The organism is Parasedimentitalea nitratireducens (genome assembly GCF_057444295.1).
The window spans coordinates 25,491-46,695 of record NZ_JBYAXC010000016.1; the positions used below are offsets into that span (position 1 = coordinate 25,491).

Consider the following 21,205-nt stretch of genomic DNA (forward strand, 5'->3'; position numbering starts at 1 on the left):
GTGAGTAATTATTCTCCTACTGTTGCAGTTGGCCCTGATGGCCAGACCATTGTTATTTGGTCTACCGACGTTACCGACAATACTGATGGAGCAACCTATCTGGCGACCATTTTCAATGCAGACGGGTCTGTAGCTGTGAGTGATTTCCAATTGGAAAACTTGCCGGATAATTCATACCGGGACACTGCGGTGACATGGCTCGAAGATGGCCGGTTTGTTGTGACGTGGCCAGACGACAACGAGATCCGTGCGCAGGTCTTCAACCCGGATGGAAGTGAAAACAGCAGTGTTTTTGCAGTCACCACAGCGAGTTCTGCCAACCCTGATGTTGCGACACTGGCTGACGGACGTTTTGTCATTTCCTGGCAAGGTGAGTTCTTAACCGAAACAAATGAATACGATATCGCGGTTCGCATATTTGATGTGAATGGAGACATCACAAGTTCGGCTTACACAGACGAAGACAGCCCTGCGGTGATTGATGTCGCTGAGTTGTTGTCGAATGATGATGACCCAGACGGCGACGAATTTGTTTTCTCGCAGGACAGTGGTACCAGCGCGTATGGGGCAAGTGTTACATATGATGCCGAAACAGGGACCTTGGTCTATGACTTTACGATGGCTGAAGAAATCCAAGCCCTCAATTATGGCCAAGCTCTGGAAGACACTTTTACCTATACCATCACAGACATTCATGGCGGCACGGATCAAGCCACCGTTACGATTGTGGTTGGCGGTGCCAATGAACCAACCGAGGCAGTAAGTGCCCTGGCTCTTGCCGATGACGGTTTCATGCTCTGAGATAGCGATACCTGCTTTCAATAGGAAAATCAGAGATTTCATACGTCTTTGAGGAGAGCCACCTGCAAACATAATGTGCCTGCAGGTGGCTCTTTTGTTATCGTTTCGCGGCGGCTGGCTGTGATTGTTCGGGCAATTGATTTGCTGCCCGGGGAGGGATTTGTGAGGGAGGTTGGTGGATTGTACCATTAAGAAAAAAGGCGTATTGTTCTGCACAATAACAGGTAGTTAAATTGATGATGCGCTACTTTGTCCGGGGGGATGTTCCTTCCGCAACTCCAGCTTGCGTTTAGAACGGAAACGGCGTATTCAACGGGCATATTTGTTGCCTAACTATCTAAGAATAAAAGACTGATTTTGGTTCTCGACGACGCATGGAAAATTCTATTTCTCCGCTGGGACAACACCTGATAGCCGATTTTTTTGAGGCTAAAGAGCTGTTTGACCCGCTACCAGCTAAGGGAGTTCTGATACGCGCCGCTCAAGCGGCGGGTGCAACTCTGCTTGATGTTAATATACATGATTTCGGAAACCGGTCCGGGTTTACCGGAGTTGCGTTATTGGCCGAGTCTCATATCTCGATCCACACGTGGCCAGAGCACCAATATGCCGCGATCGATATCTTTATGTGTGGCGATGCCAATCCAAAGCTTAGCCTGACCGTTCTGGAAGAGTTTTTTGCCCCCGTGCGTACCGAGGTGCAGGTGATCACACGTGGGCTTGTTGGTCAGGTCCAACCCAAGCTTGCAGTTGCAGGTCTCTGAGTGAAGGATGAGGGAGCTATCAAGATGTTTGGTCACGATATCACTCATTGTTCTAGCAGTCTTAGTTTACGTTGTTTTGGGTCCCGCTCAAACCGCGGTTGGACTGGTATCCTTGCCAGACCATATGTTCGGGGTTTTGCTCCATGGCAACCTGAACCATCTGCTGCTCAATTGTCTGCTGATCGCGGGTGGCGGCTGGCTGACAGAACCGCGCATCGGCCCCGTCAGAACGGCAATGCTAGCAGGTCTCTGTGCCACGCTGGGCACCGCCGTCGAACTTCTGCTCGTGGGCCCCGGCTTTGTCGGACTATCGGGCGTGGCCTATGGGTTAGTAACCTACGGGTTACTTGCATCGACACCGCCCAGCCAACGGCTCTTTACCAGTGGCATCATAGCGATCACGCTGATTGCCGAGGCGACCATATTGCAGCGAGACATCGCCGTATTCACCCACATCACATCCGCAATGATCGGAGGAGGTTTAGCCATGTTCGGCTCGTTGTTTGGCTCTAAGGGGCCATCCCTTAAACCCATGGAGTGGCGTCACACGTCACGGGTGATCGAAATTATTGCGCAGACAGATGAGGACGACGCCCGCGAGGCCGAAGACACCTTTGTCGACGGTGGAATGGACAACATGTTTGTTCTGCAAGAGCGCGGCGAAGTTCTGGGTGTGATCGGGTTCGGCTTGGACGAGCAAGTGCCCGATCTGGCTTGGCTGTCCTGGACCTATCTGGACCAATCCAAGACGGGGCAGGGGCTGGGGTCTCAGATGCTCAACGATCTTTTGGGGATGCTTGCCAAAAATGGCGTCCGCAAGATTTTCGTGGAAACCAGCGATTACCAAGAGTTCGGCAAAAAGATCTATGCCAGTGCGCATAAGCTTTATGAAGAATTCGGGGCCAATGTGGAGCTGACAGTGCCTGGCTATCACAGCCCGACCGAGGCAAAAATCATCTATGGCCTGAACAATCCCGAAGCCCCCGCTGCGACCACGCCAGAGGTGAGCTCGAATACCGGGATTAAAATCACCGGTGTCGACAAAGCCGCCGAGACCGAAGATGTGGCAGGTTTGAGCTGGGATGAAGACAGTGGTGGTTTGACCGGTTTAGATTACCATCTGGAACAGGCCCGCAAGAACAAGTTCCGCATGGCAGTTCTGCCACTGCCCTCTGATGTGTCAGAGGCCAACCGATCTGCACTGGAAAGCCACGGGTTTAGTATTTGTGGCAAGCTCAACGACTACTACGCCGCCGAGGTGCACCAAGAATGGTGGACCTGCGACCTTGGCAAAACATAACTCCAAACTCTGATTGATAGGAAAATTACATGCTTGGAAATCTTAAAACTATCGCCATCGTTGGCGTTCTTGGCTTTGTTGGCTATTCGGTGTTCTTGGCGCCCAAGTCTGAACAGACAGCTGATCTGGGTCAGGCTCTGGACCGCACCGAATTTGCGATCAATACCTACCAGGAACACTTGAACAGCAACGGTATCACCGAGGCCGCTGATGATCAGGTTGACGAATTCACTGGATACCTGACCCAGGTGTTGAATTCTGAGCCCAAGTTTTATGACAAACAGCTTGGCTTGGAAATTCAGTCGGACGCCAAATTCCTGGGCTTCGCCGATACCAATGCCAATGGTGTCAAAGACGGTGAAGAAGGCGACGTCTTTACCATTGAAATTGACGAGGCCAACAACCGTTTGATTGCAACTGATATGGCTGGGTCTTCAGCTGGTCTGCGTTTTTCTGGAACCGGTTTCTTGGCAGGTGCTCTGATGGGCAGCCTGCTGAGCCGTCAGCGCGGGGCAGGGATCACGTCCTCCAGCTTCAACAACCGTAAAGTTACACCACGCTCCAGCTATTCGGCACCACGAAGTGCGCGTTCCGGCGGTCTGCGTGCTGGCAAATAAGCCCTTGCGTCCCTAACCCCATAGCGGGGCCCGGTGCGACATTCGCACCGGGCCCTCTTGTTTCTACTGGATGAAAAAATGACTCAACCTGCTACGCTCCGCTACGAAGACCTGCCCAAGAAACAAGCGATGGTCCTGCTGGGGGCAATTCTGGTCGTCGCACTTTGCGGCATCGTCTACGAGCTGATTATTGGTACGGTCTCCAGTTATCTGCTGGGTAACTCAGTCTATCAGTTCTCGCTCACCATTGGGTTCTTCATGTTCGCAATGGGCGTCGGGTCTTATGTCTCGCGATTTTTCATGGGCAACCTGATCCAGACCTTTATCTGGGTCGAGATGATCCTGGCCCTGATCGGAGGCCTGTGTAGTATCTCCCTGTTCATGCTGTTTCCCTATGCGCCCTGGTTCTACACAGTTGGCATGTTCAGCTTCATTTCAGCGATTGGCTTTTTGGTGGGCTTGGAAATACCTTTACTGACGCGGGTTTTGTCTGAACGCAGCACCACACGGGAATCTCTGTCGGATGTCCTGTCACTCGACTACATTGGCGCGCTGTTGGGCTCTGTTTTGTTCCCAATTCTATTGCTGCCATCTCTTGGCTTGATATCAGCCTCGTTTGCGATCGGGCTGACGAATGCAGCTGTGGCACTGTTAAGTGTCTTGTGGTTGTGGGACTATTTGGATGCCCCAAAGCGGATGATGATCTGTGCGATCGGCACCATTGTCATGCTATTTGTACTGACCCTGTTGGCCGGACGTATCACTGCGTTTGCCCAAGACCATCTGTATTTTGACCGTATCGTGTGGAGCAAGCAGTCACAGTACCAATCACTGGTTGTGACCAATACCTGGCAAAAGGGCGACGTGCGGTTGTATATCGACGGCCACTTGCAGTTCGCCGAGGTGGACGAGCATCGTTATCATGAATCTCTGGTCCATCCCGCCCTATCCTGGGGGGAGAATGCCCCCGACAAGGTTTTGGTTTTAGGCGGTGGTGATGGCTTGGCTGTACGTGAGATCCTGAAATACCCAAGCGTAACGCGCATTGATCTTGTTGATCTTGATCCCGAAATGACAAAGCTCGGGCGTGACTTCGCTCCGGTGGTCAAACTGAATGGCAACAGCATGGCTGCCTCGGTGTTAAATGTTCACAACACGGATGCCTTCAACTTCGTCAAGTCAACGGATCAGACCTATGACCGGATCATCATCGATTTCCCTGATCCGCATAACGAGGCTCTTTCCAAGCTTTATGCCATCGAGTTTTACGCAATGGTCGACAATATCCTTGCTGAAGAAGGGATTTTGGTGACCCAAAGCAGTTCGCCGTTTTTCTCACCGCATACCTATTGGACGGTGTCAAAAACCCTGTCCGAGCTTTTCCCGCAAGTGGTGAACTATCAGATGTCGATCCCGTCTTTTGGGGTTTGGGGATATAACTTGGCAAGCAAACAGCCAGAGGCGGATTTGGGAGATCTGCCAGATGGTTTGCGATTTCTGACGCCCGAGGTGTTTACAGCAGCACGTATCTTCCCGGCAGATTTGCAGCCCCGTCGCGATTTGCAGGTGAACTCGATATTTAACCCAAGCATCTACCATGAATACGCCCGTGATATTGCCGGGTACTGAAGGCAGCTATCATTGGCCGTGTTCCCTTTGCTGCTCTGCCCCCTCAGTAAAAAATCTGCCAGCCTAAAACTGGATTTCAACCTTGCCTTGCTCGCTGCAAGGCATTCTTGCCTTAGCCCCACTGCCAGCGCGGTTGGGCAGTAAGAAATATCCTGTCCAAAGCAATAAACCAAACTAAATACGGCCTAGGGTAGAGTTACGACTGCCTGTTTCACTCTGTATCGATTTCTCGGGATTTGTGCTAGGATGGGGGCGAGATGAAACAGTTGAAAACATCAATCACTGTGGCCGTCTTCTCGATGGTTGTCTTGGCCAGCTTGGTCATGCTCTCAATTATTGTGATGTCCAGATATACCCATGATATCGGAACCAGGGCGCAAACCAGTGTCCTGCGCGTTGGCGAGTTGAATTTCACCATTGGCCGTTTTGAAGTTGATTTTCTTTCTGCGCGGCGGGCCGAAAAAGACTTCCTGCTTCGTAAAGATGAAAAATATGTGCAAATACATGCCGATACGATGGTCAGTCTTTTTGCAGAGCTGGACGAAATTAGGGATCTGTCCGCTCAGATCGGAGAACTCGAGAATACATCCGGTGAGATTGTAGGCCTTAGATCTGCAGTTGCCGAATACCAGAATGCCTTTGATGCACTGGTTGCCAGTAACCTCAGATTGGGGCTGGATGAAGATTCGGGACTTCAGGGTGAGCTGCGCCAGTCCATTCATGGTATTGAGGCGGTACTCGAGCAGTCTGCACGCCACGAGCTAACTGCAAAGATGCTGATGATGCGGCGGCATGAGAAAGATTTTATCCTACGAAACGATGTCGCATACCTTGGGGCTTTGAACACCCGCGTCGAAGAATTCCGCAGCTTCCCGCCCAGTTTTTTCGAAAGCCCCATTCAGCAAGCAGAAATTTATAAACTCTTGTCTGCATACCAAGCGGCCTTTGCAGCGTTTGTTCTGGAAACAGTAAAGGAGAGCGACCTTCGCAAGACTTTGTCAGCGAAGTTTGCAGAGGTGGAACCACTGCTAAATGTTGTTCATTTCCATGCCCTGGATCGTCTCAAGAGTATTCTGGCCGAGACCGCAGCCAGAAACCAATCTGTTCAAACACGGTCTTTGGTGGCTGGCATGGTTGGTTTGACTGTGTTTGTATTGATTTCCCTCTTGGTGGCTCTGGCGATATCTCACCCTCTACGTCGCGTGAACGAAGCCTTGCAAGAAATGCTGAAAGGTGACTTTTCACGGGTTCTTCCGTCGTCGCGGATCACCGAAATATCGGCTGTAGCTGGCGCCGTCGAAGACTTTCGCGGTGCCCGTGACAAAGCGCTTGCTGGTGAGCGTGCGAAATCTAACCTGCTGACAGTGATGAGCCACGAAATGCGGACACCGCTGACTGGGGTTTTGGGCTCTCTGGAGCTGCTGGACGATACCGAGACCACTCAGGAGCAGGATGATTATGTGCAAGCCATGCGCGTGTCGGGCGAATTGTTGCTTCATCATGTCAACGAAGTGCTGGAACTGTCGGGTCTGGATGCCGACATTTCAGCAAGAAAACCTGTTGCCTTTAATTTGGAAGAATTGATGCGGGGGCTGGTAAGCAGCCAAAAGGCTAACGCCCGTGCACGTGAAAATACTCTTGAATTGCACTGCCGTTTGAAAGACACGGCCAATGTTCTTGGACGCCCAACTCAAATCCAGAAGGCCATGCTGAATCTCATCGGGAACGCACTAAAGTTCACTACTAAGGGCGTGGTCACGGTTGACGTCAAACGTTTGATAGATGGCAATTGGGTCGAGTTTCTGATCCGAGATTCCGGCATTGGAATAGCTCAGGATGATCTACGGCGCATATTTGAGGACTTTGTTACTCTGGACGCCAACTATGGACGTACCAACGGGGGCACGGGCTTAGGACTTGCGATCACTCGGCGCGTCGTCGAGGCAATGGGGGGCGTCATTGAGGCTGAAAGTATCCCTGGGCAGGGCAGCCAGTTCCGGGTGGTTTTGCCGCTGCCAGTGGCACCAACACAACAAAAAAGTGAACCGATTAAGCCCCAGAAGCTCTCTAATGCAAAGCACTTGTTGATTGTGGAAGACAATGACATCAATCGCGTGCTGCTAGATAAAACGTTACAAAATATGGGGCACCGGGTCACTTCTGCAATCGGCGGCGCAGAAGCAGTAGAGGCCGCACGCCACGGTCAGTTTGATCTGATCTTGATGGATATCAGCATGCCCGAGGTTGATGGTATCGAAGCGCACCGCCAGATACGGGCACAGAGGCTGGCTGAAGGGGTCAACATCGTCGCCCTGACCGCACATGTTGCAGATGAGGACCGACGGCGCATTATGGAAGCGGGTTTTCAGGACATGGCAAGCAAGCCAATCAGCCGGGCCGAGCTAGCGAAACTGATATCACGCTACGCTGGATCAAAAGCGCCATCGTAGGCTAGGAGTCGAGGTTAATCCTCCAGACTCCAGTTGGCTTACTCCATACAATTCAGCAAAGCCTTTGTTGATCACATTCCATCAACTTCTGTAGCCCCAATTAGGCGGGCTGTTCACCATTCAGTGCTGATCAGAAGCGCTCTGCGTAAGGGCAGAGGACTTGGTTGAGTGTTTTGAAGGGCTTCCAACCTGTCAGGGCAAGCCAAAAGGGCAATTGACACAATCTGGTAAGTCAACGAAATAAAATTTGGTATACCAAATTCCAAATACCTGCTAGACCACCCCTATCAGATACGAATCGACTGTGGAGGAACGGTCGAGTTTGAAGCCCTGAGGAGGAAATCAATGAATAAGTTTCTAACCGCAGCTGTGGCGGCTACGATGGCGTTTGGTGGCGGTGCTGCCAGCGCCGACGAATTCCCTGCCAAGACCATCGAAGTTGTGACCCATGCCGGTAATGGCGGCGGTACTGACGTTACCACCCGGATGATGATGCTGCGTGCCCGTCGCGTGCTCAAGGCCGACATGGTTGTGGTCAACAAAAAGGGCGGCGGCGGCGCTGTTGCGATGGATCACTACCTGACGCTGCCTGCTGACGGTCACTCGATCCTGACATTCACCATTGGCCACGCTGCGACATTGTCCAAAGGCAAGACCGAAATGACATTGGACGACATTCGTCCAATTGCCCGTGGCACCGACGATCCGCAGATCCTGATGGTTCGCTGCGGCACCTATGACAGCGCTGAAGCCTTTGTTGCGGCTCAGAAAGAGGCTCCGATTTCTTACGGCACCACGCACTTGGGCAACATCGATGACGTATCAGCGTTTATGTTCACCAAAAAAGGCGACATGCAGACACCAAAAATCGTTCCGTTTGACGGCGGCGGCGAGCTGGCAACCCAGTTGGTTGCAGGCGCAGTTGACGCAGCGGTTCTGAACTTGGCCGAAGCCGGTTCGCAGATCGATGCGGGCGACGTTTGCCCAATCGTCGTGCTGGCGAACGAGCGTATGGCAGGCCTGCCGGACGTATCGACCGCCAAGGAAATGGGCATCGACGTCAGCTTCTCGACCGTGCGTGGCTTTGTGGTTCACAAAGACACTCCCGACGCTGTGGCCGAGCAGATCGAAGCCGCGCTGATGAAGTCGATGCAGCACGGCGTTTACCAGGGCTTTCTGGAGTCGGTTGGCCTGGATGCAACTTCGGTTGTTGGCTCCGAAGAATGGGGCAACCAGATCACCACCATGGTGACAGATATGGAATCCGCTCTGAAAGAGCTGGGCTTCATCGAATAAAATAACCTGTGTGGTGTGGCGGTCCAATGGGCGGCCACACCCATCTTCAAGAAAGTAATCCAGTGCAACCTGTTTTGGACAAATCCCAAAAGCCCCGCACCAATATTTCACGATATGCCGTTCCTGCGGGCATCATCGTGTTTTGCGCCTGGGCCTATTGGCTCAGCACTCAGTTCGATCGTGTTCCGCCCATCCTGAAACGCGGCATGCAGCCTGAGGATTTCCCGCAGCTGGTGATCGGCTTGATCATCATGTTGGCGGTCTACCTGATCTTTCGCGATGACAGCAAAGCCCCTGAACCGCTCACTAGAATGGTGCAGATGACCATCGGTCTGCTGATTGGCTTCTTGCTGATCGCCGAGATTGACCTGTTCCTGGGTCTGGGCCTGTTTGCCGTGTCGCTGACCGCCCTGTGGGGGGAACGCCGTGCCTGGGCCTTGGTCCTTGTCGGCATTGTCGCTCCCGTCGTCGTGTTCTTCCTGTTCGACGGCATCTTCGAAGTCCGCTTCCCGCGCGGTCTCCTAACTAACCTCTGGTACGAGTAACTAACTATGGACGCAGCTCTTTCCGGACTTATAGCACTGGCAGACATCAATCTGCTGTTGCTTATCGTAGCCGCAACGCTTGGTGGCGTTTTGGTCGGGGCCCTGCCGGGCCTAAATGCGACGACCGGTGTCGCACTTCTCCTTCCCTTTACTATCACGATGGAGCCGATCCCGGCCATCGCGATCCTGACAACCATCTATTGTGCGGCCACCTTTGCCGGCGCAATCACCGCCATTCTGATCAACACGCCGGGAACCTCGGCCAGTGCCACCACCTGTCTTGACGGTTATCCGCTGGCGCAGCGTGGCGAAGCTGGCAAGGCCTTGGGGATGGCGGCTGTGTCGTCGACCATTGGTGGCATCGTCTCGGTTGTTTGCCTGATGGCAGCGGCCCCCTTGATGGCCCGCGCCGCCTATAACTTTGCACCGCCCGAGTACTTTGCTCTCACAGTGTTTGGCCTGTCGATGCTGGCCACCATTGGTGATGGCTCGCCTATCAAGAACATCCTGTCCGGCGCCTTTGGCGTGCTGGTAGCAACCGTGGGCATCGACCTGCTGACCTCAATCGAACGCTTCACCTTTGGCATGAACGAACTGAGCGAGGGCATTCCCTTTGTGCCGGTGATGATCGGTGTCTTCGGTATTTCCGAGCTGCTGATCCAGGCTGACAACCTGCATGTGGAACGCAAGCAGGTGATCATGAAGGCGATCAAACTGCCGAGCCGTGCGGACTATAAGAAGGTCTGGCGTACCATCCTGCGCTCATCCGGTATCGGTACCTTCATTGGCATCCTGCCAGCCGAAGGGGCAACCGTGGCCTCGATGATTGGCTACAACGAGGCCAAGCGCTGGTCCAAAACGCCCGAAGAATTTGGCAATGGCTCGCTCGAAGGCATCGCTGGGTCCGAGGCGGCCAACAATTCGGCTACTGGTGGGGCTATGGTGCCGACCTTGGCGCTAGGCATTCCCGGCAGCCCGACGGCGGCTGTGATCCTGGCTGGCTTGATGGTGCACGGTTTGCGCCCCGGTCCAACCATGTTCACTGAACAGGCCGACTTCGCCTTTGCCATCTTCTGGTCGATGATGCTGGTCAACGTACTGTTCTTCTTTATTGGCCTGTTTGGCGCCAAGCTGTTTGCCCGCGTCACCCTGATCCCGATCCAAATCCTTTGGCCCATCGTATTCATCTTCTCAATCGTCGGTGCCTATGCACTGGAACAGTCGATGATCGACGTGTTGATCGCCGTTGGCTCGGGTATCCTTGGCTTCTTCATGCGTCGTTATGGGTTCTCGGTTGTGCCCATGGCCATCGGCCTGATCTTGGGTGGCATGCTGGAAACCCGTCTGGGCCAATCCATGGTGATGCTCGACGAACAGTGGTGGCTGATGTTCACCCGACCGCTTGCTCTTTTCTTCTTTGTCCTGACCGCGCTGGCCCTGTTTGGCCCGCTGGTTTGGGGCCTGATGTTCAAACAACGCTCACCTGTCGAGTCGACTGGAGAATAAAATGACAAAAATAAAATCAGTCCGTACCCGCGTCTGGAACTGGAAAGGCAAGACAGTTCCACCCCAGGGCAACTTCTGCACCAACGCGTCAGATGCCCTGTATGATCGTGGCGATGCCATGGGCAGCTTTCGCTTTCACCAGTGGTTGACCTGCGAGGTTGAAACCGAATGCGGGATGATCGGCATTGGCAACGCGGCGCTAGCGCCCAACTTGGTCAAGGCGGCGATTGACGAGTACTATGCCCCAATTGTGATCGGCGAAGATCCGTTTGATTATGCTTATCTGTGGGAAAAAATGTACCGCCGCACTCATGCTTGGGGCCGTAAGGGTGTTGGCATGACCGCGATCTCAGCCGTGGATATCGCGATCTGGGACCTGATGGGCAAGCTGACCAACAAACCGGTATTCAAACTGCTGGGTGGCCGGACCAAGGAAAGAATCCCGGTTTATTACTCCAAACTTTATGCCGACAGTGTCGAGGCGATGCAGGCCGAGGCTGAAGAGGCGATGAAACACGGCTATCAGGGCTTCAAAACCCGCTTTGGCTATGGTCCCAAGGATGGCATGAAGGGCATGCGCGAGAACCTGAAACGGGTCGAAGCGGTGCGTGAGGTGATCGGTTACGACACCGACCTGATGCTGGAATGCTATATGGGTTGGAACCTCGACTACACCAAACGCATGCTGCCCAAGCTCGAGAAGTTTGAGCCGCGTTGGCTGGAAGAGCCGGTAATTGCTGACGATATCCACGGCTATGCCGAGCTGAACAAAGGCCCGATCCCGATCTCTGGTGGCGAGCACGAGTTCTCGCTGATGGGTTTCCGTCAGTTGCTGGATCTAAAGGCTGTGTCTGTCATTCAGTATGACACCAACCGCGTTGGCGGCATCACTGCGGCGCAAAAGATCAACGCGCTGGCCGAGGCCTATCAGGTGCCAGTGATCCCGCACGCAGGGCAGATGCACAACTATCACCTGACCATGGCCAACGTGAACTGTCCGATCTCCGAGTACTTCCCAGTCTTCGACGTCGAGGTCGGAAACGAGCTGTTCTACTACATCTTCGAGGGCGATCCCGATGCGGACGATGGCTATCTGGATCTGGACGACACCAAGCCGGGTCTGGGGATTTCGATCTCTGACAAGTACCTAGCAGATTTTGAGGTGACAGAATGAGCCGCCCTTACAAAGGTATCTGGCCGGTTGCGCCAACCCCGTTCAACCCCGATGGCACCCTTGACCTCGAGGGCATGACACGGGTGCTGGATTGTATGATTGATCAGGGCGCAGATGGGATCTGTATTCTGGCCAATTTCTCGGAACAGTTTCTGATTTCCGACGCCGAGCGGGAAACCCTAGCGCGCCTGTGCCTGGAACACGTCGCGGGCCGTGTGCCGGTGATTGTCACCGTCAGCCACTTTGCGACTGAGATCGCGGTTGAGCGGACCCAGTTTGTCAAAGACCTGGGTGCTTCGATGGTGATGATGATGGCGCCGTACCATGGGGCCTTGATGAAGGGCACACCAAGCCAGACGTATGAGCAGTTCAAGGTTGTTGGCGATGTTGGCTTGCCGATTATGGTACAAGATGCGCCACTGTCGGGAGTTGACCTGCCGGTTCCTTTGCTGGTGAAAATGGCCACCGAGATTGAGATGGTCAAACTGTTCAAGATCGAATGCGTCGGTGCCGCAGCCAAATTGCGTGCACTGATCGAGGCGGGTGGCGATGTTATCGAAGGCCCGTTTGATGGTGAGGAAGCCATCACTTTGCTGGCCGATCTGGATGCCGGTGCAATCGGTGGCATGACCAGCGCCATGATCCCGGATCAAATCAAGCCGGTGATTGAAATGCACTTGGCTGGCGACAGGGCAGGGGCCACAGCCGCCTATGGTCGAGTTCTGCCCGCCATCAACCACGAAAACCGCCAGTGTGGTTTCCGCGCAGCCAAGGCTGCCATGGTTGAAGGTGGTGTAATCAAATCGGAATTCTGTCGCCATCCAATTGAACCATTGCATCCGGACACTCGATCTGGGTTGATGGATCTGCTACGGCCACTGGATCCGGTTGTATTGAATTGGGGCAAATAGCATGACACAGGGCGGTTGGATTTCAACACTCAAAGAAGAAGGGGCCGTGCGCCCCCGCCGCACCCTGGCCGAGGAAGCGGCGGATAACCTGCGCGAGTTTATCCTGCTGGGCAAACTTGAACCGGGCACCTCGATCCCCGAACGGGAACTGGCCGAGGCGCTGGGCATTTCGCGCACCCCGCTGCGCGAAGCGCTCAGGCTTTTGGAAATCGAAGGTCTGGTGGAATATTCCGTCACCCGTCGCCCCCGCGTGGCCGATCCATCGCTGCAGGAACTGACCCAGTACATCTCGGTTCTTGGTGCACTCGAAGCCCTGGCGGGTGAAACTGCCTGTGTCGAGGCCACAGATGCCGAGATTGCCGAGATCCAGAAACTGGGTCACAGTATGGCCGAAGGCTCATCCGAGATGACGGCCCTGCAGTTCTTCCAACTCGACATGCGGTTTCATTCCTCGATTGTCGAGGCCAGTCGCAATGAACCGCTGATCGAGACGCATCGCCAGTATAACGCGCGCCTATGGCGGGCGCGGTTCCTGTCGTCGCAACAGGTGGATCGGCGCGATAACACCCTGTCGCAGCATGCCGACATCACAACAGCCCTTGTCGCGCGCGATGCCAAGGCCACCCGGCGCGCCTTGCGCGATCACCTCAAAAGCACCATTTCCAATATCACTCGCATCCACGAAGCCCGTGATGCGGCGCAGACCGAGGACTAAATATGAAACCCAAGATTGGCATTATCCCCGGTGACCCCAGCGGCATCGGGCCGGAACTGATTGCGCGCCTGTTGAACCAGGATGACGTAACGGATGCAGCAGATATCCTGCTGATCGGCGACGCCCATGTGTTTGAGGCAGGTCAGAACGTGGCCGAACAAGACTTTGCCCTGACCCCAGTGGATGTCCGCGCAGATGACTGGAGCGTGAGCGAAGGCGTGGCCTTTCATGCGATGGAGACTATCGCGCCAGAGCAGATCGAGGTCGCGACAGTGACTGAGGCTGGCGGTGCATCTGTCTTGAAAACCCTGGATCAGGCGCTGGAGTTCGTCCAGTCCGGCGTAATCGACGCGATTGTCTTTGGCCCCTTCAACAAGGCCTCGATGCATTTGGCCGGTCTGGGCCACGATGATGAGCTGCACTACATGGCCGAAAAGCTGGGTGTGACCAACTACATCTCGGAACTGAACACGCTCGACGGCATGTGGACCAGCCGCGTCACCAGCCACATTGCCCTGCGTGATGTTGCCGATACGATTTCCGAGGAACGTGTCAGTGAAGCCGTTCACCTGATCCACAACGTGTTACGTCGCTCAGGCCTAGATCGCCCACGCATTTCGGTTGCAGCAATCAATCCACACGCGGGCGATGGCGGCAACTTCGGCACCGAGGAAATTGATATCCTTGAACCAACCGTCAAAAAACTGGCGCAGGGCCAGATGGCGGTGGATGGTCCCTGGCCATCAGACACGGTCTTCCTCAAGGCAGTGGCCAAGGAAATTGACGCGGTTGTGACCATGTATCACGATCAGGGCCAGATTGCCTTGAAACTGCTTGGTTTTGATCGCGGCGTCACGGTTCAGGGCGGCCTGCCAGTGCCGGTTTCTACCCCCGCACACGGGACAGCATTTGACATTGCCGGTCAGGGCAGGGCAGATGCGGGTGCAACCCGTGCGGCATTTGATATCGCCTGCACCATGGTCACCCATTGGGATAAGTAAGAGAAAGATTTTTGACATGACGTTCACCCCACACGGAAAACATCTGATTGCCGGAGAATGGGTTGCAGGCGACGCAACTTTCCTGTCCGAGCCAGCACATGGCACCGCTCACACGTTTTCAATCGGTTCCACAGCCAATGTCGACGCCGCAGTTGAAGCCGCAGAAGAGGCGTTTTGGACCTTTGGCTATTCAACCCGCCAGGAACGCGCGGATTTCCTGAATACCATCGCCGACGAGATCGAAGCACGCGGTAATGCGATCACCCAGATCGGTACCGAAGAGACCGGCCTGCCCGAAGGCCGCCTGCAGGGTGAGCGTGGCCGTACAACTGGCCAGCTGCGCCTGTTTGCTTCGCACATTCTGGCTGGCGATTATCAGGACCTGCGCCACGACGAGGCGCTGCCAGATCGTGCACCGATGCCACGCCCAGATCTCAAGATGGTTCAGCGTCCCATTGGCCCGGTTGCGGTCTTTGGTGCCTCAAACTTCCCGCTGGCCTTCTCGACTGCAGGTGGTGACACCGCTGCCGCACTGGCTGCTGGCTGCCCGGTTGTGGTCAAAGGCCACTCGGCCCACCCAGGTACAGGCGAAATCATCGCCGAAGCCATCCACGCAGCCATCGCCAAATGTGGTGTGCATCCCGGCGTCTTCTCACTAGTGCAGGGCGGCAAGCGTGATGTTGGTACCCGTCTGGTGCAGCACCCGCTGATCAAGGCGGTTGGCTTTACCGGCTCGCTGGCCGGTGGTCGCGCACTGTTCGACCTGTGCGCCCAACGCCCCGAGCCGATTCCATTCTTTGGCGAGCTGGGCTCAGTCAACCCGATGTTCCTGATGCCTGAGGCTGGCGGCGCACGTGGCGCTGAAATCGGTACTGGCTGGGCTGGATCGCTGACCATGGGCGCAGGCCAGTTCTGCACCAACCCTGGCATCGCGGTTGTGCTCAAGGACCAGGTTGCAGCCTTTGCGGATGCTGCCAAGGCAGCGCTGGACGGCGCTGCGTCGCAGACTATGCTGACAGACGGTATTGCTGCGGCTTATCGTGACGGACAGGCCCGGATTGCGGGCGGTGCCGGCGTTCAGGAACTGCTGTCCACCAGCTGTACCGGTCGCGAAGCCACTCCATTCCTGTACCAGACCACCGCGTCTGACTGGATGAAGGCTGAAGAGCTGGGTGAAGAAGTCTTTGGTCCGCTTGGGCTGGTTGTTGTTGCCGACGATCTGGATCAGATGCGTGACATTGCCAAGGCTTTGGAAGGCCAGCTGACCTGCACCCTGCACATGGACGACGGCGACACAAAGTCTGCCCAGACCCTGATGCCAGTGCTCGAACGCAAAGCTGGCCGGATCCTGGTCAACGGCTTCCCAACAGGTGTTGAGGTGAGCGACACCATGGTTCACGGCGGGCCTTACCCTGCCTCGACCAATTTTGGCGCAACATCTGTTGGTACCCTGTCGATCCGTCGCTTCCTGCGCCCGGTTTGCTATCAGAACCTGCCAGACGCGTTGATGCCGAACTCCTAAGTTCGTTGCCTCATTTCGAGGTCGTACAAATCAAAGAAACCGGGGCGTGTAGCGTCCCGGTTTTTTGTTTCCGGCGGGCGCAGGTTGCAGCTTTCCCCTGCGACTGGAAGCAGAGAAACCATCGCTGCGAGGTCGCATTGCGTTTGACCCAGAACAAAGACAGCCTCAGCAGTTTTGTGATCCTTGGGGCATTGGCCGCAATCTAACCCCAAAGGAGACCATGCCATGACAGTGATGCAACCTTTCGAAGCTGTAGGCTGCGGCTGTGACACGCTGGATGTGGCACAAGATTTGGTCTCCATTCCGGAAGCACTTGAGGTGATTTCAAGCTGGGTATCGAATAACGAAAACCACGAGACCGTTCCGTTGGATCAGGCGCTGGGCAGAACGCTTGCTCGGCCTGTACTGGCGCAGGGCATGACCCCACCATTCGATAACTCAGCTATGGATGGCTATGCGATCAACACAGCCAGTTTGGTGGGTGAGGGGCCATGGACACTGACTGTGACAGACTGTGTTCGCGCAGGCCGATCTACCAAAACGCCCATCGTGTCAGATCAAGCCGTGCAGATCTTTACCGGTGCGCCGCTGCCACAAGGGGCAGACAGTGTTGTGATGCAAGAACACGTTCTGCGCGAGGGTGGTCAGATCACCCTAAAGCAGCGACCTGCAACTGGCGCTCATGTACGCCTAACCGGCGAGGATATGGCAACCGGTCACGAGGTAATGCCTTCGGGCCGGAAAATCGGCCCAACCGAGGTGGCAGTCTTGGCGGCGGCTGGCTGTGCCACAGTGCCGGTGCAACGTCGCCCCAAGGTGGCTGTCCTGACAACCGGGGACGAGGTGCGCGTTTCGGGCAGAGAGCTCGAAACGTCAGCAATCTGGGACGTAAACTCGCCGATGCTGGTTGCAGCCATTCAAAACGCGGGGGGAGATGTTGTTCAGGTGTCCCATGGGGCCGACAACTTGCCCAACCTGTGCAACACACTGGCGGCACTGGCAAAAGCTGCGGATGTTGTGGTGACCACAGGTGGCATATCCGTAGGTGCTGCTGATTATGTCAAACCTGCAATCCAAGAACTGGGCGGCGATATTTGGTTCTCAGGCGTTGCGGTGAAACCCGGAAAACCGGTCTCCTTTGGCCGTGTCGGCGCAGCTTACTGGCTAGGACTTCCGGGTAATCCTGTTTCTGCACTGGTCACATGGACTCTCTTTGGCACCCAGATCCTGAACGGGCTAAGCGGAGCCGACACCCGGCCTTCAAAACGTCGCCATGTGGTCGCGTCATCTGAGCTGAGCCACAGGGCTGGGCGTTGTGAACTTCGCCTAGCGACCCTGTCGGGTTTCGATGGCTTGGGGCGTGAACTGGTGGATTGCCCGCCCGACACCCAATCGGCACGGGTGTCACGCCTGACAGATGCGGATGGGCTGGTGTTCATCCCCGCTGAAACAGAAAGCATTAGCAAGGGGGGATTGCTTGAATTCCTGCCCTTCACCAACTGAGGAAAACTTGAACATGAAGATTGCCTATACCATGGCCTCAGGCCGGGGTGATACCGATCTGCTGCTGGCCGACGTGGCCCAAGAGCTGTTGGCGCGTGGGGTTAAAACCTGTGGTACGGTTCAGATCAACACTGATCGCCCCGACACCCATCGCTGTGACATGGATGTAAAGGTTCTGCCTGATGGTCCGGTTGTCCGTATATCGCAATCCTTGGGCAAAGAGGCGCGGGGCTGTCGCCTGGACCCCAGTGCGCTGGAAACCGCCGTTGTGATGGCCTCCGAGGCCCTGCGCACCGGGGCGGATGTGTTGATCGTCAACAAATTTGGCAAACACGAGGCCGAGGGCCGGGGATTTCGCGATCTCATAGCCGAGGCACTGGCACTGGAAATCCCGGTCCTGGCGGGCACCAACGCGCTGAACAAAGAGGCTTTTGAAGAGTTTACCGGCGGCGAAGCTGTGGCCCTGGCACCGGTCGCCAGTCAGTTGGTGTCTTGGGTGCTAGGCCCTGATGCCGTTGCTGCAGAACTCGCGAGCTAGTCCAGCGTCACCAGAAACCCGCCTTGAAAAGCGCTGACTTCGGCATCATTGCGGCTGTTCAGGCGTTCCAAGTTGACGATGGTGGACAGCATCAACCGGTCATGGCTCCAGTCGCTGGGGCGTTGCATCAGAAGGGTTGTGGCCAGCACCGCACCAACCAGCAGACCCGACAGCAGCATCCAGCTGATCCTGTGATCCCCAGTGGACTGTTTCGCCGTTACTGCCAGAATGCGCTGCTCTAATGTGGCGCTGCGTCCGACCTCGCGACGATCAACCAAGGCAACGGCCGGGCTGCGGCGGGTAAAGAACATCCGGTCCTGTGCGGCCATGGCACAGGCGCGGATCAGGCATTCACAATAGGCCCGTGCATCAAAATGAGGCCGCGCCATCAGGGCTTGATCACAGGCATGTTCACGCAGAACACGGACTTCGCTGCGCCACAGAAAAAACGCCGGGTTCCAGAACAGAATGGGCCGCAGCACTTCGAGCAGGAATTCACATTCGATGTCGCGCTGGCGGAAATGCTGTAATTCATGCGCCACAGTCAAACGCAAGTCCCGGCTGTCGGCCAGCAAGGTCGAGGGCAGGACGACATAGAGATTGAACAGCCCGCGGGTGGAATAGGCCACCGTTGCCGTGTCGCTGATGCGCAGCTGTACCCGCCCGATCTGTTTCCACAAAAACGCACTGCGCAGGCTGTTTTGCAGCCGCCAGATGGATGTGATGACATGTAGGGTGCAGAGACTGGCCCCAATCACAAAGAGGATTGCAATGGTCTTGGTCCAAGGCATCTGTTGGGTGAGCAGGTTGCGCACTAGATCCTCGCGCAGGCCCAGAATGGTCTCAAAATGGCTGGCGCTCATGCTGACATGGCCCTGCAGGTACTGCGACACCAGCAGATCGGAAATGTTGGGCGGATGTGGCACAATCCAAGTGGTGAAAGCCAGCGCCAGCAGGGGCGCGGCAACCAACAGCACCGTCAAGCGGTTGAGCAGTTTCAGCTGAGACAAGAAGGCATTGCCCAGCCCCTTGCGCATCAGCAATCGTCGCAACCCAAGCCAGATCCCTGCACCAAACAGCAGCAGCAGATTCAGGTCGATATAAGCGTTTAGCAGTGCTTCAGCTTGCATTGTCCCCCAGCCTTTCATTCAACAGCGCCCGCATTTCTACGAGCATATCGTCGGTCACCTCCTCGTCGTCGACCAACCGCGCCACCAGCGCCGCAGGTGTATCGTTGAAGAGCTTGCTCGAAAGGTTCTTGAGAGTTGTTTTTTGATAGTCTGATTTGGGCACTGCAGCGCGATATATCAAAGAGCGGTCTTGGCGTTCGCTGGTCAGGAAACTTTTTTGCTCCATGATCTTGAGCACGGTCGCCACTGAAGTATAGGCGCGTTCCTGAGTTTTGTTAAGTTCAGCCAAGATGTCACGCACAGTGCCACCACCGGTTGCCCAGACCACGGTCATGAATTCGAGTTCAACCTCGGTCAGTAGCGAATTGTCCTGCTTTTTTCGCATAGGGTCTGGTGTCCGGTCCGTTTTTTTCGTTTCGCCATCTTAGGCAGGGGAGGGGTGTTTGAAAACTAAATTTTTAGATGATGGGTGGCAGGGCGTGGTGGTGATCAAATTGAGCGCTACCGCGCGCTTTATCCAGAGTGCGGCGAGGTGACGTGACATAGCCATGGTCCTCGCTGGAGCAAGAGTGAAAAGACCTGCTGAGAAGGCCCTGAAGGGCAGGTCTGCCCTCTGGAGCCGGTTTCTAGTGTAAAGACACAGCAGCCGCGTCAAGGGCAATGGCCGCCTGCAGCGGGGGCTTTGCTCCCTTGACTCGGCTGCTGCGCCACTTGGGTTACACCTTGCGAAAGCAAAACACCCCCCAGCCAATGGATAGAACCAGCGGTCCCCACAGAGGCATGCCGATCAGCCCCAGCCAGGCCAGAAAGATATAGCTGGTGCCCAGCAGGCTGATGAACAGCCGGTCGCCGCGAGTTGTGGTTAGTCCCAGTACACCTTTGCGTTCGTCGCCGCCTGGGGTGCGGATTTCCAATGCGATCAACACGCCAATGGCAGAGAAAATCCCGATAAAGACCAGCGCTGTGGGCCAGGTCCAGGCCATCCATGAAAGCATTACACCCTCCCCATCGCGAAACCCTTCGCGATATAGTTGCGGACGAAGTAGATCACGATTGCGCCCGGAATGATTGTCAAAGTCCCTGCCGCCGCCAGCAGTCCCAGCTCATATCCTGCACTGGATGCGGTTTTGGTCATGGTTGCGGCAATGGGTTTTGCTGCTACGGCGGTCAGGGTTTTGGCCAGCAGCAGTTCTACCCACGAGAACATGAAGCAGAAGAAGGCAGCCACGCCTACACCGGCCTTGATGGAAGGGATAAAGATTGTGGCAAAGAAGCGTGGAAAGGAATAGCCGTCCACATAGGCGGTTTCATCCAGTTCTTTGGGCACGCCGCCCATAAATCCTTCGAGGATCCAGACCGCCAGCGGCACGTTGAACAGGCAGTGTGCCAGTGCCACAGCCAGGTAAGTGTCGAACAGTCCTACAGCCGAGTAGAGCTGGAAGAAAGGAAGGGCAAACACCGCAGCTGGGGCCATCCGGTTGGTCAGCAGCCAAAAGAACAGCTGCTTGTCACCCAAGAACCGGTAGCGGCTAAAGGCATAGGCGGCCGGCAGGGCCACCGCGATTGAGATCACGGTGTTCAGCGTCACATAAGAGATCGAGTTGATGTAGCCCCAGTACCAGCTCGGATCGGTAAAGATCACCGCGTAGTTTTCCAGCGTAAAAGTCTGCGGGAACAGCGAGAATCCGCCGAGGATCTCGTTGGTGGTTTTGAAGCTCATCGCCACCAGCCAGTAGATCGGCAGCATGAGAAACAGGATATAGACAATTGGGACGATGGATCGTTTTTGCATCTCAAGGTCCT

General features: G+C 55.4%; 20 protein-coding genes. 16 read left to right on the forward strand and 4 right to left on the reverse strand.

Features of this window, described 5'->3' with window-relative positions; translation table 11 throughout:
• The 16 genes from AC2T28_RS22940 (at position 1) to AC2T28_RS23015 (ending at position 18,272) form a co-directional block, all read left to right on the forward strand.
• Entirely contained in the window at positions 1-801 is an 801-nt protein-coding gene (locus AC2T28_RS22940) for an Ig-like domain-containing protein (protein ID WP_486750936.1), read from the forward strand.
• 374 nt (positions 802-1,175) lie between these two features.
• Complete coding sequence (gene speD / locus AC2T28_RS22945) at positions 1,176-1,565, forward strand: adenosylmethionine decarboxylase (protein ID WP_486750937.1); 390 nt, start codon at positions 1,176-1,178, stop codon at positions 1,563-1,565.
• Positions 1,566-1,689: 124 nt separating this feature from the next.
• Positions 1,690-2,865, forward strand: coding sequence for a GNAT family N-acetyltransferase (locus AC2T28_RS22950; RefSeq protein ID WP_486750938.1), 1,176 nt, complete (start codon positions 1,690-1,692; stop codon positions 2,863-2,865).
• Positions 2,866-2,894: 29 nt separating this feature from the next.
• Positions 2,895-3,482 carry a hypothetical protein gene (locus tag AC2T28_RS22955; RefSeq protein WP_486750939.1) on the forward strand — a complete coding sequence of 196 codons (588 nt, stop codon included), beginning with the start codon at positions 2,895-2,897 and terminating at the stop codon, positions 3,480-3,482.
• Between the two features lie 78 nt (positions 3,483-3,560).
• Complete coding sequence (locus tag AC2T28_RS22960) at positions 3,561-5,111, forward strand: polyamine aminopropyltransferase (RefSeq protein ID WP_486750940.1); 1,551 nt, start codon at positions 3,561-3,563, stop codon at positions 5,109-5,111.
• A 257-nt stretch (positions 5,112-5,368) separates the two neighbouring features.
• Positions 5,369-7,561, forward strand: a complete 2,193-nt coding sequence (locus AC2T28_RS22965; RefSeq protein WP_486750941.1) for an ATP-binding protein — start codon at positions 5,369-5,371, stop codon at positions 7,559-7,561.
• Between the two features lie 345 nt (positions 7,562-7,906).
• Positions 7,907-8,857: a Bug family tripartite tricarboxylate transporter substrate binding protein gene (locus AC2T28_RS22970; protein ID WP_486750942.1), complete on the forward strand. Its 951-nt coding sequence runs from the start codon at positions 7,907-7,909 to the stop codon at positions 8,855-8,857.
• Positions 8,858-8,919: 62 nt separating this feature from the next.
• A complete protein-coding gene (locus AC2T28_RS22975; protein ID WP_486750943.1) occupies positions 8,920-9,402 on the forward strand; it encodes a tripartite tricarboxylate transporter TctB family protein in 483 nt (160 codons plus the stop codon).
• 6 nt (positions 9,403-9,408) lie between these two features.
• Positions 9,409-10,908, forward strand: a complete 1,500-nt coding sequence (locus AC2T28_RS22980; RefSeq protein WP_486750944.1) for a tripartite tricarboxylate transporter permease — start codon at positions 9,409-9,411, stop codon at positions 10,906-10,908.
• A 1-nt stretch (position 10,909) separates the two neighbouring features.
• Entirely contained in the window at positions 10,910-12,082 is a 1,173-nt protein-coding gene (locus AC2T28_RS22985) for an L-rhamnonate dehydratase (RefSeq protein ID WP_486750945.1), read from the forward strand.
• On the forward strand, positions 12,079-12,993 hold the full coding sequence (locus AC2T28_RS22990; protein ID WP_486750946.1) for a dihydrodipicolinate synthase family protein: 915 nt from the start codon (positions 12,079-12,081) through the stop codon (positions 12,991-12,993). Before AC2T28_RS22985 ends, AC2T28_RS22990 begins: the two co-directional genes overlap by 4 nt.
• Position 12,994: 1 nt before the next feature.
• Positions 12,995-13,708 carry a GntR family transcriptional regulator gene (locus AC2T28_RS22995; protein WP_486750947.1) on the forward strand — a complete coding sequence of 238 codons (714 nt, stop codon included), beginning with the start codon at positions 12,995-12,997 and terminating at the stop codon, positions 13,706-13,708.
• Positions 13,709-13,710: 2 nt separating this feature from the next.
• Positions 13,711-14,709 (forward strand): 4-hydroxythreonine-4-phosphate dehydrogenase PdxA, encoded by a 999-nt coding sequence (locus tag AC2T28_RS23000; RefSeq protein ID WP_486750948.1) that lies wholly within the window; start codon positions 13,711-13,713, stop codon positions 14,707-14,709.
• 16 nt (positions 14,710-14,725) lie between these two features.
• Positions 14,726-16,231: an aldehyde dehydrogenase (NADP(+)) gene (locus tag AC2T28_RS23005; protein ID WP_486750949.1), complete on the forward strand. Its 1,506-nt coding sequence runs from the start codon at positions 14,726-14,728 to the stop codon at positions 16,229-16,231.
• Between the two features lie 225 nt (positions 16,232-16,456).
• Complete coding sequence (locus AC2T28_RS23010) at positions 16,457-17,734, forward strand: molybdopterin molybdotransferase MoeA (protein WP_486750950.1); 1,278 nt, start codon at positions 16,457-16,459, stop codon at positions 17,732-17,734.
• Positions 17,735-17,747: 13 nt separating this feature from the next.
• Positions 17,748-18,272 carry a DUF2478 domain-containing protein gene (locus AC2T28_RS23015; protein ID WP_486750951.1) on the forward strand — a complete coding sequence of 175 codons (525 nt, stop codon included), beginning with the start codon at positions 17,748-17,750 and terminating at the stop codon, positions 18,270-18,272.
• Here AC2T28_RS23015 and AC2T28_RS23020 read toward each other — a convergent pair.
• The 4 genes from AC2T28_RS23020 to AC2T28_RS23035 all read right to left on the reverse strand — a co-directional run bounded on the left by AC2T28_RS23020 (position 18,269) and on the right by AC2T28_RS23035 (position 21,194).
• The gene (locus AC2T28_RS23020) at positions 18,269-19,402 is read right to left on the reverse strand and encodes a M56 family metallopeptidase (protein WP_486750952.1); all 1,134 of its coding nucleotides are present in this window, start codon (positions 19,400-19,402) and stop codon (positions 18,269-18,271) included. The two genes, AC2T28_RS23015 and AC2T28_RS23020, sit on opposite strands and share 4 nt — an antisense overlap.
• The gene (locus AC2T28_RS23025) at positions 19,392-19,787 is read right to left on the reverse strand and encodes a BlaI/MecI/CopY family transcriptional regulator (RefSeq protein WP_486750953.1); all 396 of its coding nucleotides are present in this window, start codon (positions 19,785-19,787) and stop codon (positions 19,392-19,394) included. The genes AC2T28_RS23020 and AC2T28_RS23025 overlap by 11 nt, the downstream gene beginning before the upstream one ends.
• A gap of 331 nt (positions 19,788-20,118) precedes the next feature.
• Positions 20,119-20,397 (reverse strand): DUF2160 domain-containing protein, encoded by a 279-nt coding sequence (locus tag AC2T28_RS23030; RefSeq protein WP_486750954.1) that lies wholly within the window; start codon positions 20,395-20,397, stop codon positions 20,119-20,121.
• Positions 20,397-21,194 (reverse strand): carbohydrate ABC transporter permease, encoded by a 798-nt coding sequence (locus AC2T28_RS23035; protein WP_486750955.1) that lies wholly within the window; start codon positions 21,192-21,194, stop codon positions 20,397-20,399. The genes AC2T28_RS23030 and AC2T28_RS23035 overlap by 1 nt, the downstream gene beginning before the upstream one ends.
• Between the last annotated feature and the right edge of the window lie 11 nt (positions 21,195-21,205).

What these genes read in the sequence shown, in the direction of transcription:
- speD (WP_486750937.1), top strand. Translation starts at nt 1,176, where the DNA reads ATGGAAAATTCTATTTCTCCGCTGGGACAACACCTGATAGCCGATTTT.
- AC2T28_RS22950 (WP_486750938.1), top strand. Translation starts at nt 1,690, where the DNA reads ATGTTCGGGGTTTTGCTCCATGGCAACCTGAACCATCTGCTGCTCAAT.
- AC2T28_RS22955 (WP_486750939.1), top strand. Translation starts at nt 2,895, where the DNA reads ATGCTTGGAAATCTTAAAACTATCGCCATCGTTGGCGTTCTTGGCTTT.
- AC2T28_RS22960 (WP_486750940.1), top strand. Translation starts at nt 3,561, where the DNA reads ATGACTCAACCTGCTACGCTCCGCTACGAAGACCTGCCCAAGAAACAA.
- AC2T28_RS22965 (WP_486750941.1), top strand. Translation starts at nt 5,369, where the DNA reads ATGAAACAGTTGAAAACATCAATCACTGTGGCCGTCTTCTCGATGGTT.
- AC2T28_RS22970 (WP_486750942.1), top strand. Translation starts at nt 7,907, where the DNA reads ATGAATAAGTTTCTAACCGCAGCTGTGGCGGCTACGATGGCGTTTGGT.
- AC2T28_RS22980 (WP_486750944.1), top strand. Translation starts at nt 9,409, where the DNA reads ATGGACGCAGCTCTTTCCGGACTTATAGCACTGGCAGACATCAATCTG.
- AC2T28_RS22985 (WP_486750945.1), top strand. Translation starts at nt 10,910, where the DNA reads ATGACAAAAATAAAATCAGTCCGTACCCGCGTCTGGAACTGGAAAGGC.
- AC2T28_RS22990 (WP_486750946.1), top strand. Translation starts at nt 12,079, where the DNA reads ATGAGCCGCCCTTACAAAGGTATCTGGCCGGTTGCGCCAACCCCGTTC.
- AC2T28_RS22995 (WP_486750947.1), top strand. Translation starts at nt 12,995, where the DNA reads ATGACACAGGGCGGTTGGATTTCAACACTCAAAGAAGAAGGGGCCGTG.
- AC2T28_RS23000 (WP_486750948.1), top strand. Translation starts at nt 13,711, where the DNA reads ATGAAACCCAAGATTGGCATTATCCCCGGTGACCCCAGCGGCATCGGG.
- AC2T28_RS23005 (WP_486750949.1), top strand. Translation starts at nt 14,726, where the DNA reads ATGACGTTCACCCCACACGGAAAACATCTGATTGCCGGAGAATGGGTT.
- AC2T28_RS23010 (WP_486750950.1), top strand. Translation starts at nt 16,457, where the DNA reads ATGACAGTGATGCAACCTTTCGAAGCTGTAGGCTGCGGCTGTGACACG.
- AC2T28_RS23015 (WP_486750951.1), top strand. Translation starts at nt 17,748, where the DNA reads ATGAAGATTGCCTATACCATGGCCTCAGGCCGGGGTGATACCGATCTG.
- AC2T28_RS23020 (WP_486750952.1), bottom strand. Translation starts at nt 19,402, where the DNA reads ATGCAAGCTGAAGCACTGCTAAACGCTTATATCGACCTGAATCTGCTG.
- AC2T28_RS23025 (WP_486750953.1), bottom strand. Translation starts at nt 19,787, where the DNA reads ATGCGAAAAAAGCAGGACAATTCGCTACTGACCGAGGTTGAACTCGAA.
- AC2T28_RS23030 (WP_486750954.1), bottom strand. Translation starts at nt 20,397, where the DNA reads ATGCTTTCATGGATGGCCTGGACCTGGCCCACAGCGCTGGTCTTTATC.
- AC2T28_RS23035 (WP_486750955.1), bottom strand. Translation starts at nt 21,194, where the DNA reads ATGCAAAAACGATCCATCGTCCCAATTGTCTATATCCTGTTTCTCATG.